We start from the raw sequence: 14,032 nt of genomic DNA, 5'->3' as shown, positions 1-14,032 counted from the left end.
AGACTCAATAGGGCCTATTGGTTCCGCTTATTGTGGAATTTTTGTTCGAACTAGACTCAATAAGGGCTATTGGTTCCCTCTTATTGTGGAATTTTTGTTCAAACTGGACTCAATAAGGCCTATTGGTTCCTCTTATTGTGGAAGTTTTGTTCAAACTAGACTCAATAGGGCCTATTGGTTCCTCTTATTGTGGAATTTTAGTTCGAACTAGACTCACTAAGGGCTATTAGTTCCTCTTATTGTGGAATTTCAGTTCAAACTATACACAACAAGGTTACTGTCACTCCTATTCGAGCCGCCTCCGGTTTTCTATGCATACGCGCTCATGATCTGCATAATAGCTTCATTATCCATAAGTGTTGCTTTTACTTCTTCAACCATTTCTTTCGTTGATGCATCCTTCTTGCCGAATGTCATAATGTCTTTTGTTCTGTATCCAGCATCAAGCACTTGGTTTACTGCTTGCTCAACTGCTTCAGCCTCTTCGTGCATCCCAAATGATAGACGAAGCATCATAGCTGCTGAAAGGATCATTGCCAGTGGATTTGCTGTATTTTTCCCTTCAATATCAGGTGCTGAGCCATGAATCGGTTCATAAAGATATGGACCAGCTTCAGAAAGACTTGCAGAAGGAAGCATGCCTAATGATCCAGTTAAAACGGATGCCTCATCGCTTAAAATATCGCCAAACATATTCTCAGTAACAACAACATCAAAGCGTTTCGGATTTTTAATCATTTGCATGGCTGCATTATCTACAAGCATGTGTTCAAGTTCAACATCTGAATATTCTTTAGCAACTGATTCTGCTACTTCTCTCCACATTCGGCTGGATTCTAATACATTTGCTTTGTCGACAGAAGTTACCTTCCCTTTTCTTTTTTCAGCCAGCTGGAATGCTAATTTAATCACTCGTTCCATTTCTGCTCTTTTGTAATAAAGTGTATCTACTACTTCGTCTTCTCCATTTTTCCGTGTACGTTTGCTTGGTTTGCCGAAATATAGACCTCCTGTTAACTCTCTCACCATGACCATGTCTACACCTTCAATTACTTCCTTGCGAAGTGGAGAAGATTCTGCAAGACTTGGATAATAACTGGTTGGTCTAAGGTTTGCATAAAGATTAAGTTCTTTACGAATCTTTAATAATCCACGCTCAGGACGAAGGTGTGCTGGCTGATGCTCCCATTTCGGACCGCCAACCGCGCCTAGTAAAACCGCATCGCTTTGTTTGCACATCTCAATTGTTTCGTTCGGAAGTGGGGACCCAACCGCATCGATTGCTTCTCCACCGATTAATCCGTATTGAAAATAGAACTGGTGTCCGAAACGCTCTCCAACCGCTTGTAAAACTTCAATTGCTCCCTTTGTCACTTCTTTGCCGATTCCGTCTCCTGGTAGTACTGCGATACGTTTTTTCATTGTTATCCCTCCGTCTTGTGATTATGAATGTATTTTTATTTGATAACTAGCTGATTCAATCGGTCTATCACACTTATTTAGTAAAGCTCATTTCCGGTTCAGGTCCTTTATCCTTCATGTAGATGACTCTGTTTATCGCATTTAAATAGGCTTTTGCCGAAGCTTCCAGCACATCTTGTGCAAGCCCCCGTCCACTTGTTTCAATATCAAGATAGGAAAGTTTCACATATACTTGAGCAAGTGCATCTCTGCCTGCTCCAACAGACTGAATTCTATAATCTAATAGATTGATTGACCCTTCCACACATTTTTCCAGCGTATTATAAAGGGCTTCGATACTTCCTGCTCCCGTTCCAGCCTCTTGGATGACTTCCTTTTCCGCTCCTGATAAAGTAACGGTCGCGGTTGGCACCTGATTGGTCCCATATTGGATTTGCAAATGAATTAATTCATAGAAACGCTCTTCCTTTGACAGCTCTTCTTCAAGGACAAGTGCGACCAAGTCTTCATCTGTCATTTCTTTTTTGCGGTCAGCTAAGTCTTTGAATGCATGAAATAACGTTTTAATATTTTCCTCAGGAACGTTAAGTCCTAGTTCATCTAACCGGTTTTTAAATGCATGCCTGCCTGAATGTTTTCCTAAAACTAATGAGTTGGACTGGAAGCCCACTAAATCAGGAGAAATAATTTCATAGGTTGTTTTTTCTTTCAGTACACCATCCTGGTGAATCCCAGATTCATGTGCATAAGCATTTTTGCCGACAACTGCCTTATTAGCAGGAACAATCATTCCCGTCAGCTTGCTGACAAGACTGCTTGTGCGGCTAATCTCATGAAGCTTCAGACGAGTTAATGCCTGATAGTGATCCTTTCTAACATGCAAGGCTACAGCAAATTCCTCGAGAGCAGCATTTCCTGCTCTTTCGCCAATCCCATTGATTGTCCCTTCCACTTGTGTTGCTCCATTCTCTACTGCTGCAAGTGAATTGGCGATTGCCATTCCTAAATCATCATGACAATGGGTTGATAAGGAAACTTTATTAATAGAAGGAACATTTTCTTTTAAGTATTTAAAAATAGCTCCATATTCTTGAGGTGTTCCGTATCCGACAGTATCAGGAATATTAATTACTCTCGCTCCAGCCTGAATAACCTTTTCAATAATTTCGGCCAAGAAGGGCAGCTCCGTTCTTGAAGCGTCTTCTGCAGACCATTGAATAATTGGAAATTTCTTTGCAGCGTATCTTACCGTTTCTACAGCTGTATGGATGACTTCTTCTTTCGACATCTTCAATTTGTATTCTCGATGAATCGGCGAAGTTGCAAGAAAGGTATGGAGCCTTGGTTCTGCACCGTCTTTCAGCGCTTCCCATGCTGCATCTATATCTGAGATAACCGCTCGTGCGAGTCCCGTGACAGAACAATTTCTTATTGTTTGGGCAATTTTCTGTACGGACGAGAAGTCACCTTTTGAAGCGGCTGGAAAACCAGCTTCCATAATATCTACATTTAACCTTTCCAGCTGTTTTGCAATTTCTAGCTTTTCCGAAAAGTTAAGGTTCACACCGGCTGATTGTTCTCCATCCCTTAAGGTTGTGTCGAAAATTTTAATGGTTTGCACTAGCAACAGCTTCCTTCTTTTTTCCGCTATTAACGAACGGCATCATTTTTCTAAGTTCTCTTCCCACCTGCTCAATTTGATGCTGCTTCTCTCTTTCATTCACTGCATTAAATTCAGGCCGGTTTGCTTGATTCTCTAAGATCCAGCCTTTCGCAAATTTCCCATCCTGAATATCTTTAAGAATGGCTTTCATTTCTTCCTTCACTCGTCCATCTACAACACGCGGGCCGCTGACAAAATCTCCCCATTGTGCTGTATCTGAGATCGAATAACGCATTCCCTCTAATCCGCCTTCATACATTAAGTCAACAATCAGCTTCAATTCATGCAAGCATTCAAAGTAGGCTAATTCTGGCTGGTATCCTGCTTCGACTAACGTTTCAAATCCCGCTTTAACAAGTGAGGTCAATCCTCCACAAAGGACAGCCTGTTCCCCAAATAGATCGGTTTCTGTTTCCTCCTTAAAGGTGGTTTCTAATGCACCTGCACGTAAGGCCCCAATGCCTCTTGCATAAGCTAGGGCAAGTTCTTGCGCTTCACCTGATACATCCTGATGGATAGCGAAAAGTGCTGGAACGCCTGCATCCTGTTCATACGTTCTCCTTACAAGATGTCCAGGCCCTTTTGGTGCTACTAGAAGTACATCACTTTCTTTCGGAGGGACAATTTGATTGAAATGAACATTAAAACCGTGGGCAAACATGAGTGCCTGATTTGTTAAATGCGGTTCAATTTCTTCTTTATATACTTTCGTCTGAAGTTCATCTGGTAATAGAATCATGACTACGTCTGCCTGTGCTGTTGCTTCCCCTACTGAAAATACTTGAAAGCCATCTTCTGCTGCTTTATCCCATGATTTCCCTTTGCGAAGTCCAATAACAACTTCAACTCCGCTGTCTCTCAAATTTAATGCATGTGCATGACCTTGTGATCCATACCCGATCACCGCTACCTTCTTCCCCTTTAAATAAGCTGGATTCGCATCTCCGTTATAGTACATTTTCGCCATTGTTATCTTCCTTTCTTTTTTTAAATTAAAGACAATTCTTGTAAAAATTATCACTAATTACCATTTAATTTGTAGAGGTTGATTTCCGCTCCAGGTACTCGCTTTCCGCGGGGTGGGCGCTGAGCCTCCTCGGCACTAAAGTGCCTGCGGGGTCTCAGCTGTCCCACTACTCCCGCAGGAGTCTCGCACCTTCCGCTCCAATCAACTAAGCTTTTTTCAGCATTCAATTAAACGATTGAGTATGTTTTTTGCGTATTGACTGGTTTTTGGGTCCCTCGAGGGAAAGCTGTTGTCCCGGTTCGAGCAAGCTCTTTAATTCCATAAGGTTTAATCAGTTCGATAAAGGCTTCAATCTTTTCTGATTCTCCTGTTATTTGAATGACTAAGCTGTCCTTGCTTATATCGATTACTGCTGCTCGAAAAGGTTCGATCAGTGCATAAAGCTCATTTCTTGTTTGCGGAGTTGAGAGCACTTTAATTAATGCCAATTCTCTAGCCACAATTGCCTGATCACTAATATCCGTTACTTTTAAAATATCAATCTGTTTATTTAGCTGTTTTGTAATTTGTTCGGCTTCCCGATCGCTTTCTACATGAATGACACAGGTAATTCTTGAGACTCCTTCCTGCTCTGTCAATCCAACAGATATGCTTTCTATATTGTAGTTCCGCTTAGAAAAAAGATTGGTAATTCGATTGAGAACACCCGGGCGATTCATGACTGTCATACTAATAATTTTTTTCAAGGCTTCACACCTACCATTTCATGCAGCCCTTTCCCTGGGGCAATCATCGGATAGACATTCTCATGAGGATCAATTCGAATATCTAGCAGAACGGGCTCTCGATTACTCAGCACTTCTTCTAAAATAACTTCTGCTTCTTCTGCTGTATTTATTTCGTATCCTTTAATCCCATAGGCTTCTGCTAGCTTTACAAAGGAAGGCTGGATAGGAATTTTACTATGGGAATACCGCTTGTCATAAAATATTTCCTGCCACTGCCGCACCATTCCGAGTGACAAATTATTGAATATTGCGATTTTTACAGGGAGATTTAGTTCTTTAATGACTGTTAGCTCTTGAGTAGACATTTGAAAACCGCCATCCCCAAGAACTGCAACGACACATCGATCAGGATCGGCAAGCTGAGCACCAATGCTTGCCGGCAAGCCAAAACCCATTGTTCCAAGTCCTCCGGAAGTTACCCATCGATTGGCTTGATTAAATTGGTAATATTGCGCAGCCCACATTTGGTGCTGCCCCACATCTGTAACGACAATTGCATCACCGGTTGTTTTTTCATAAAGCATCTCCATCACTTTTTGCGGCTTTAGAGCGGCTGACTCTCCGTAATAGTAAGGATATTCTTCTTGCCATTTATGAATTTGCTCCAGCCATTCTCCATGAACCGGAGGCTTACCATTTTGTTTGACTAATTGTTTTAATGCTTCTTTCGCATCAGCAACAACTGGTATGGCTGTTTGAACATTCTTCCCAATTTCAGCTGGATCAATATCAATGTGGGCAACTGTTGCATGAGGGGCAAAGAATTGTAAATTTCCTGTAAGCCGGTCATCAAATCTTGCCCCGATATTAATTAATAAATCACATTCACTCAAGCCCATATTCGATGCATAGCAGCCATGCATGCCGGCCATGCCAACAAATAGCTTATGGTCTGCCGGAAACCCTCCTAATCCAAGCAATGTATGAATGACTGGAAGCTGCTGCTGCTCTGCATATTCTTTCAATTCATTCGATGCCTTTGAAAGCAGAACGCCAGCTCCAGCGAGTATGACTGGTTTATTCGCTCGACTAACTGCCTCAGATAATTTTTTAATTTGAAGGTAGTTAGGCTGTACGGTTGGCTGATAGCCAGGCAGCTTTATTTCTTGTTCTTCTGGAGGTTTTGATACCGATGCTGCAATGTCTTTTGGAATGTCTATCAAGACTGGACCCGGTCTTCCGCTTGAGGCAATATAGAATGCCTCTTTTACAATTCGAGGGATGTCTTCAATGTTTCGCACCTGGTAATTGTATTTCGTAATAGGTGTTGTAATTCCTAGTACATCCGCTTCTTGGAAGGCATCAGAACCAATTACATTTGTTGGAACCTGACCGGTGAATACAATGAGCGGGAGAGAATCCATCATTGCGTCTGTGAGACCCGTAACAATGTTAGTTGCTCCAGGTCCAGATGTGGCTATAACCACTCCAGGCTTTCCTGATATTCTTGCGTACCCTTCGGCTGCATGAATTCCCCCTTGCTCATGCCTTGGCAAAACGTGGAGAATTTTTGAATCATAAAGCTTGTCATAAATCGGGAGCACTGCCCCACCAGGATATCCAAAAATCACTTCCACCTTTTCCTTTTCCAAGGCCTCTAATAACAGATCAGCACCAGTAACCATCTTGGCTTTGGCCTTTGATTCTGTTATGGCAGCTTGCTGCAACATTCGTATAAAACCTCCTCTTTTTCCTTTAATTCAAATATAAAAAGCCTTTCCACCCCTTAAAAACCTATTATTCCTAGGTATAAGGGGTGAAAAGGCTTTAAATCCCATTCCACGGTACCACCCTAAATTCATGCGATCTGCATGCACTTATGGACATCTTCTTCCTGTCCGTTTTAATAACGAGTGACAGACACCCGACCAACTCTACTCAATTTGACTTTTTCAAGCTGGTGCTCAGAGGTGAGTTCATTTTATGCTGAAATTACCGGTTCACAGCTGCTCCGGCTCTCTGTTAATTCCAATTCATAAAACTACTTATCCTCTTCTTAGCTTTACTAGCTATTCAATTTAATTCTTTAGCACTTTAAACCAGTAAATTTTTAGATTAAAAAAAACTATGTATAAACGGTTTCTTAGGTCTAAAAATTTGCTGCCTGCAACTTCTTGAATTTTCTAATTTCTTATATTGAGGACTATCTTACGCCCATTTTCTCAAACCGTCAACACCATTTTTTAAAATTATTTGATAATTTAAATTAATCTGATTTATTGAATACGCTTACATCGTTGTAGTATACATGATCTGCTAATTAAAAAATTTTTATCTTTTCTTTAAAAACGGTTGATTTTATAAAATAAAAAACTCACTTTTAAAAGTGAGTTAAACGTTCCTTTTACACGGTTCTAATTTAACCGTTATACAGCTTTGCTGATATACCGTTGCAATAATTTCCGCGTGTTTATAGCACTCGCAACATGATTTGCAATGAGGAAAGCTTCCGAAATCCTCTTCGTGATCTCCATTGGCTTCCGAAATAGTTTCATCAAAAATCCGTTTCCGTATATTAATCAACTTCAGCTTCTTCATACTGACTTCCCGCAACTTTAGAACGAGTAAGAAGTACCCACTGATTAACTTCATCGTATCCAGATACTTCGGCGAACACCCGATAGCGTGGGTACAACCATTCAGCAGGGGTTTCGGTTTTCAAAGCGGATGTGTCTGTAATACCTACTGCCTGAGGTTCCAATAAGTTAATCAAAGTACCTTGTGGAAAAAACACTTCTATATACCCTTCCACTCGGGTCCCAACGGGGAACAGACTTTTGGTTCGATGCCAGTCTTCCAAACCGTGTTGAAGCTGCTCATACCAAAGTTTCTCGAATTCCGTCTGACTGATCTCTTTGTAATAGGATTCCTGCGCATCTACTGGATGTTCTGCCAGCATGAAATGATAAAAATAATGCTTTCGATTCGATGTGATACAAGTACCATCATCATGATAAACCATCTGTCTGTAAGCCACACCGTCGTTATCAATTTCAAAATACCAGGTCCCCATCCCTGGCTCCTGGATATCTTTTAAATAGTTCAAAACAATCACTCCAATCGGATGAGAAGTTACTTCTTGATGTCATATTCGTCTAAATCTAGATGTATAAAGACATATTTGCCCCCATTTTGAATGATGGAACTGTAAAGGGAAAGGCGACGGGATTAGTGTTTAATTATTTCGCTGCCCAATTTTTGCTTTTGGTCTACTGATGCAAAGGATTGAAGAATTCTATTTTAGTAGGTGGAACTTTCAATCCTAAAATCTAGATTGATATCAAGTTCCCCTTGCCCCTTCTTTTCTGTCTTTCGCAAAACAAACTCAAATGTGGGTTCATAATCTGAATCCTGAAAAGTTTCCCCACCCAATATCTCTATGCTGTACCAGCCGTTTTCAATTTCAATCATTGGCTTTTTGTATTGTCGATAATGATTAAGTAAAGCGTTGACTCTTTCGTTAGTGAATTGTTCTAATATTTGCCAAGTAAACAGCATCAGTATGTTGTTTTCAACCTTAAGCGAATAACCGTCATGTCTGAATTGTAAACGGCTATCTGTTTTTAACAATTCCGGTGTATCTCCAGAAAGATTAAAAATAATGGTATATGGATAGTTTTCAATCCCTGCCATTGGAAGTAGAATACCATCAAGTACAACATTATCGCCGCTCTCATTTGTTGTAAACCCCATTGCTAAATTATCTGAATGATTATTGGACTGTTTCCAGCTTTCCAGCAGCAAAATATCTCCGAGAATGAAATAATTTATAAGATCATTCAGCACTTCGGTAAATTTGTATATCACGTTAAACTCCTCTTTTCCTCCTTTTTTCTCAAAGCTAAATGTAAGGCGGACATAATATCTGCTTTATCTATAAACGGTGTCTTCTGAGCGGATAGAACTGTAGCTTCAGGACATTTACTTACATACTTGTTCACTGCTGCTTGCATGATTTCAGGACAGGCATATAATTTAATAATCTCACGAGAATACATCTGTCGATTATCTTCTATCGTTCGCTATTATTCGATTTCAGATAACAATTTTTGCATTACCTGCTAGGCTCGAAATACAACATCATAACTTCCTTCATCTACAACACAAAGAAATAAATGATTGTCTACAGTAATTATCTTCTTTCGGAAAACCTTCATTATGCTCTCCCAATTCAGTGAGTTTTTTGTTGTATCTACGGACCAAGTGCACAGCTCTACTTAATCTCAATTGCTATCTCTTGATCTACATTCAGCCTATTAAACTGACTGATTAAGTTATTATATCTTTTTTCATCTATATCATATTCAATGTCTATTGATTCATTTACGCGAAGTGATCTAGCGGTCTCTTTAGATAAAAAGATTGAAATTAATTTTCGACTAAGTATGATCCTTAATATCCCCCCGTACTCAGATCTATTTTCACTATTAAAAGTAATATGAACCTTATTCAGAATGGGGATGTCTTCAATACATAATGACTTTTGAAATAACACATATTCTTTGGTCTCAAATTCATCATCTGCAAATCCAATTAATAATGTCTCATCCTCAATTCCACAATAAACAAATGATGCTTTTAGTAAGATTGACATTAAATACTCCTCCCTCACCGATAAATTTCTGCAGGGATGAAACAATTTTTCTTCATTAGTCAGGAATGATCAAGCATTAATCAACTTACAAGGGCCAGCAGCTCCGCAAGAATACCCCGAAGCTCAAGCTCCGTTTGCTCTGACTTCGCGGCTTTTTTCAACTTTTCGCAGCTTCCGAATATCCGGTAAAGAACCTGCTCCCGTGCATATATTTCTTTAGATAACAGCTCTTGATGAAGCGCTTCAGCTAGCTCGATCCGATCGATGACGAAGTTTTTCACTGGTCTTGCTTCCTCATTCCCTGCAAGCAGAATATCTATTAGAACTGGTATAAGTTCCTGCTCCACACCGTGCGCATCAATAAAGGCTTCCGCATAACCATCCTGTATCATTTGGTGCTCTGTATCTACCATCTCCATATAACGAGTGACGAGTGAGAAATAGTCCCTGCTGTGCAATCCTAATCCGAGTACCGCATAGGTGCCAGGCATGACTGACTTTTCACCCGGTTCTGTATCCTTATACCATGCATAGGGTTCCATAGCGATGTTCGCATACGCATTCAATTTGGGAAAAAGAGCAGGATAGGTAAGTGCTCCTGCAAAAAACTGATGCATTCCCGATTTAGCCATCTTTTTTAGAGGAAGATAGTTCTTTTGTTTGCTTTTCAGCTTCAGGTTATATTCCTTTGGAAATCCTTTTTGCAGCAATTCGGTAATGTGATCCAGCACTTCTCCATAAGCTGCTTCCTCCTCGGCCAAAATCCGGACTTCAATGGTCTGGGTTACATCATTATTATGAATTTCCGCATAGTTCCCTTTATGTACTGGAGCAAATTTACCACTCCCTTGCCGGATATAATCTGCAGCCTGTTTTGACCCAAGCTGGACTGCCAGTTTCAAATATCGCTCGCGAGTATCCGGTTTCGTCCTTCCTATTTGCAGAGCAGCATACACAAAAAATGAAAGTTGATCTGCATTCGGATTCACAAGAGCTATATCCTCTTTGGGTATCCAGTCCATTGCATAGCTGTCTGCACGATTAAAATAGCGAGGAAGATAAACATTCTGTATCCAATCATCCATAGCCGAAGTATATTGGCCAATCCATTCGTTCAAGCGTTTTTTGTTACTTCTGAGCTTGTCGGATAAATGCCGGATTAAGGGGTCAACTATATCTTCTTTCTGCTTGATTAGATCAGGATTTATCAAATGACGAGAAAAGAAAAACTGGTCATCCACACTGGGTAATACGGGAAGATTAGACATGATTTTGGATGTTATAAACTTCTGTAATGATTGGCGGAGCTGGTTCAGCTTCTCATTATTTACGAGCTGCTCGCAAATCTTTATGTCTTCGTCTTCCATTTCAAAGGAAAGTACAATCTGGAATCGATAATCAAAAAAACGAGGACCAAGTGTATCCGATAAAAAGAGCTCCTCCATTCCCTTGCGTAATGCCGGATAAAGCTCAGTTCTAATTCGTACTTCCGTAAGCTCGGCAACATAAGGACCTGCTTCGATTTTATAAGAACTGTCAGTCCAATCAAACGGTTCTTCAATATCAATATGTATTTTCCCGTCACGCCAAGACACCTGTAAATAATCCTTTACTCCTGCCTGCAGCGGACGATGGTATATGAACTCATTTATTCTTTTGCTCTCTTTGTCGTATATAGTCCTCAGCTTGTTCCACACATCATCTAAAAACCTCTGTACTGCTGCGTCCATTACTGCTCCTCCTCTTTATGCTAAATATACGTTCCAAATAGATATTCCATCTGTTCAAGAGAATAACCATCTTCCCCGCGCCAGGTTGCTACAGACATAAAATCTGTGCCTCGTCCCCTCTCTTTACGGAAATCACTTCCAGCGACAAGCATTCCGGCATATCCCCAAATTTCAAGCACCGAATCTCTTTCATGCTTATTCGAAGGGAATACGTCTTTCCAGCGTTTCTCGAGGCCGCGTGCTGCATCCTGCTTATCGCACTCATATATGGCTTGTATCATTTTTTTCAGAATGTTCACGTCTTCTTTTGTCACTACAAGCTCGGGTTCCTTGCTTATCATTTCCAGATCCATTAAGCAATAGATGAGATGGTTGTGTCGAACGCCTCCCCATTTCACCCTCTCGAATTGAAGCACATTCAGATCATAATTGATGTATTTTTCATCAGACATTAGACGATTGTCGTTGCAATAAGCACATGAACTATACATCGGTTTCTCTGCTTGTTTGTCACGGTATGCATGCAGGCAGAGTTCACGGGTCAACGCCCAGCTTGATAACGCGCTCCGTAAATAGACCTTCCGGGTTGTTAGACTATGCAGAAAAGCTTTAACCACTTTCTCCCGGTTCATTTCTTCTTCGTGAATCTGCCGCAATCTGCTGATACATTCATCGTGTGTGATGGTCAGAGGATCAAACATCAGTCCTTTATTCTTCGCGTATTCAAAATCTTCTGCACTGCAGTTTGACAGCCCACCTTGTTTCCAGCCGCTGGCTGACCAAAAGGTGCTTGTTAATATCTTCTTTGCTTTAGAATCCATCATAACTCTCCCTCCCTATCTCCGAATTCCGCCTCAAATATCTGTTTGATAGAATCTATGATCCTCAACATGTACATTTACAATATTATACCAATTCTCTTATAAACTGACATGCCTATTAGCTTAATAGGATTCCTTAGGTTAATTATGGCGGGATACTTAAGAACCTGAACTGATAAACAAAGAAGCCGCTAATTAAGCGACTATTATGGGTCGCTATCCTCTTTTAATTTAATTGATTCATAACCTATTTCTTGCCTTTTTATCTTCTTAATCACCAGATTCTTGATAAATGTCAGCGTAAGTATTTGAATCTTTAATAAGATCACCTCAGAAAGCCGCTGCGTCACTTCCCGTTCCTTCAGCGGGCTTTTCCCTACTCCGCGCTCTCTTTAAAAAGATCGATTATCTCTGTGAGTAACCCAATCCCCTTGTTTCGCTCAATCTGGCCTATTCTAATGAAGAAGTTTTTACACTCTGAACTAAATTTCTCGTCTGTATTGTTATCTATATCTAAAAGCCTATATTTTGAATACTTGCCATTCTTTGGTTCCTCATTATAGAAGAATTATAGTATCCTCTATTATAGCTATTACTATTTTAAGGTAGAGACTGCCAAACACAAATGAAGCTAGTATCTTAATAAACATTTTGGAGGTAGTAATGAATCAAACACTATTTGAACAACTGAACAAATGGCATGAAGAAGACGAGCATCAGAAAATTGCGGATTTGCTGATAGCTATTCCCGATGAAGAACGAGACTATGAAGTGATTAGTCTCTTGGCTAGAGCATATAATAATTTGGGGCTGTATGAAAATGCACTCTTCCAACTTGAGGACATTGCCGGAGCTGGTAAACAGGATTCTCTATGGCATTATCGACTAGGTTATACGCTCTATCATTTGGGTCGATTTGAGGACGCTGTTCAAGCTTTCCGCAGATCTGACCAATTAGAGCCCGGTGATCAAAGTACGGAGTATTTCTTAAGACGGAGCATTCAAAAAGCTGAGAAGCAGAAAAGAGAAGAGCTCCGGCTTGCCAACAAGAAAGCTTCCATGGAGCGGAGCAGCTCAGCAAAGGAGAAGTTTCTTTTTTCTGATATGTTTTTAGCTGATTTCTGGGAAGACAGCGAATATGCAAGAGAATCTTATCAATCTGAGCCACCTACGGATGAACTAATTGATTCGATCGAGAAAGGGCTTGGTTACAAGCTTCCATCTTCTTATATTCATCTGATGAAGCATCAGAATGGCGGGGTGCCGAAGAACACCAGCTTTCCAACACAGGAACCCACCTCTTGGGCAGAGGACCATATTGCTATTACAGGGATTATGGGAATAGGCCGCGAGAAAAGCTATTCACTGTGCGGGGATCTGGGAAGTCTATTTATGATTGAGGAATGGGGATATCCTGACATTGGCGTGGTGATCTGTGATTGTCCTTCAGCCGGTCATGATGTCGTCATGTTAGACTACCGAGCATGCGGTAAAGATGGTGAACCTGAAGTCGTTCACGTCGATCAAGAAGATGATTATGAGATTACCTTTCTAGCCAATAATTTTGAGGAGTTTATAAAAGGCTTGGTGAGCGAAGAACAATATGATACGTCTGAAGAAGACAAAGAAGAAGCTCTAGATAGAGTTGAGCACGGTAAATTTTCTCCTCTGTTGGAAGAGCTGTGCTCTCAGGTAACCGAAGTGAATCAGGTCGAACAGAAAATCCGCAATATATGTACACGAATAGTTGAAGAAAAAGGCCATTTTTCTTTTCATGCAGATGAATTATCGTATGTCATGTATGATGTACAGTTTTGGTTTTATACGAAGTCATATCCAAATACCAGCCGCGAGCAATATTTGGCAGCCTATGAGAAAATAATTGCTTTTGGCGGGGAATTCGGACAAGGCGGATATGCCCCTTCTTTTATTACAGATTGGCTTAATCACCGCATCAAGGAAGGGCGGATCGTACAGGATCATGGGATTATTCAGTTTACCAATTCGTATGCAGAGGAAGTAATTACTAAGTTACAAGAGGCCTAAT

The 14,032-nt window shown here is 40.6% G+C and carries 12 protein-coding genes and 1 other annotated feature; of the genes, 1 reads left to right on the top strand and 11 read right to left on the bottom strand.

Features of this window, described 5'->3' with window-relative positions:
- Window positions 1-309: 309 nt before the first annotated feature.
- From leuB to ASU02_RS04960, 11 genes are all read right to left on the bottom strand, one after another.
- Entirely contained in the window at window positions 310-1,422 is a 1,113-nt protein-coding gene (leuB, locus tag ASU02_RS05010; protein ID WP_057761612.1) for a 3-isopropylmalate dehydrogenase, read from the bottom strand.
- Window positions 1,423-1,495: 73 nt separating this feature from the next.
- Window positions 1,496-3,043, bottom strand: a complete 1,548-nt coding sequence (locus ASU02_RS05005) for a 2-isopropylmalate synthase (protein WP_057761610.1) — start codon at window positions 3,041-3,043, stop codon at window positions 1,496-1,498.
- Entirely contained in the window at window positions 3,030-4,052 is a 1,023-nt protein-coding gene (ilvC, locus tag ASU02_RS05000) for a ketol-acid reductoisomerase (RefSeq protein WP_057761608.1), read from the bottom strand. Before ilvC ends, ASU02_RS05005 begins: the two co-directional genes overlap by 14 nt.
- 227 nt (window positions 4,053-4,279) lie before the next feature.
- Window positions 4,280-4,798: an acetolactate synthase small subunit gene (gene ilvN / locus ASU02_RS04995; protein WP_057761606.1), complete on the bottom strand. Its 519-nt coding sequence runs from the start codon at window positions 4,796-4,798 to the stop codon at window positions 4,280-4,282.
- Window positions 4,795-6,510 (bottom strand): acetolactate synthase large subunit, encoded by a 1,716-nt coding sequence (ilvB, locus tag ASU02_RS04990; protein ID WP_057761603.1) that lies wholly within the window; start codon window positions 6,508-6,510, stop codon window positions 4,795-4,797. The genes ilvN and ilvB overlap by 4 nt, the downstream gene beginning before the upstream one ends.
- Window positions 6,511-6,589: 79 nt before the next feature.
- Window positions 6,590-6,847: a binding site (T-box leader), on the bottom strand.
- 508 nt (window positions 6,848-7,355) lie between these two features.
- Entirely contained in the window at window positions 7,356-7,886 is a 531-nt protein-coding gene (locus ASU02_RS04985) for a hypothetical protein (protein WP_057761601.1), read from the bottom strand.
- A gap of 194 nt (window positions 7,887-8,080) precedes the next feature.
- Window positions 8,081-8,647 (bottom strand): hypothetical protein, encoded by a 567-nt coding sequence (locus ASU02_RS04980; RefSeq protein WP_057761599.1) that lies wholly within the window; start codon window positions 8,645-8,647, stop codon window positions 8,081-8,083.
- Complete coding sequence (locus ASU02_RS04975; RefSeq protein ID WP_057761597.1) at window positions 8,644-8,838, bottom strand: hypothetical protein; 195 nt, start codon at window positions 8,836-8,838, stop codon at window positions 8,644-8,646. Before ASU02_RS04975 ends, ASU02_RS04980 begins: the two co-directional genes overlap by 4 nt.
- 215 nt (window positions 8,839-9,053) lie before the next feature.
- Window positions 9,054-9,434: an Imm10 family immunity protein gene (locus tag ASU02_RS04970; protein WP_057761595.1), complete on the bottom strand. Its 381-nt coding sequence runs from the start codon at window positions 9,432-9,434 to the stop codon at window positions 9,054-9,056.
- Between the two features lie 80 nt (window positions 9,435-9,514).
- Complete coding sequence (locus tag ASU02_RS04965; RefSeq protein ID WP_057761593.1) at window positions 9,515-11,164, bottom strand: DUF6138 family protein; 1,650 nt, start codon at window positions 11,162-11,164, stop codon at window positions 9,515-9,517.
- Window positions 11,165-11,184: 20 nt separating this feature from the next.
- Complete coding sequence (locus tag ASU02_RS04960) at window positions 11,185-11,985, bottom strand: hypothetical protein (RefSeq protein ID WP_057761757.1); 801 nt, start codon at window positions 11,983-11,985, stop codon at window positions 11,185-11,187.
- A 663-nt stretch (window positions 11,986-12,648) separates the two neighbouring features.
- Here ASU02_RS04960 and ASU02_RS04955 point away from each other — a divergent pair.
- Complete coding sequence (locus tag ASU02_RS04955) at window positions 12,649-14,031, top strand: SMI1/KNR4 family protein (protein ID WP_057761591.1); 1,383 nt, start codon at window positions 12,649-12,651, stop codon at window positions 14,029-14,031.
- Window position 14,032: the final 1 nt, after the last annotated feature.

This window comes from Cytobacillus praedii, assembly GCF_001439605.1.
GTDB classification, from domain to species: Bacteria; Bacillota; Bacilli; order Bacillales; family Cytobacillaceae; genus Cytobacillus; species Cytobacillus praedii.
This window is presented reverse-complemented; position numbering and strand designations above follow the sequence as displayed.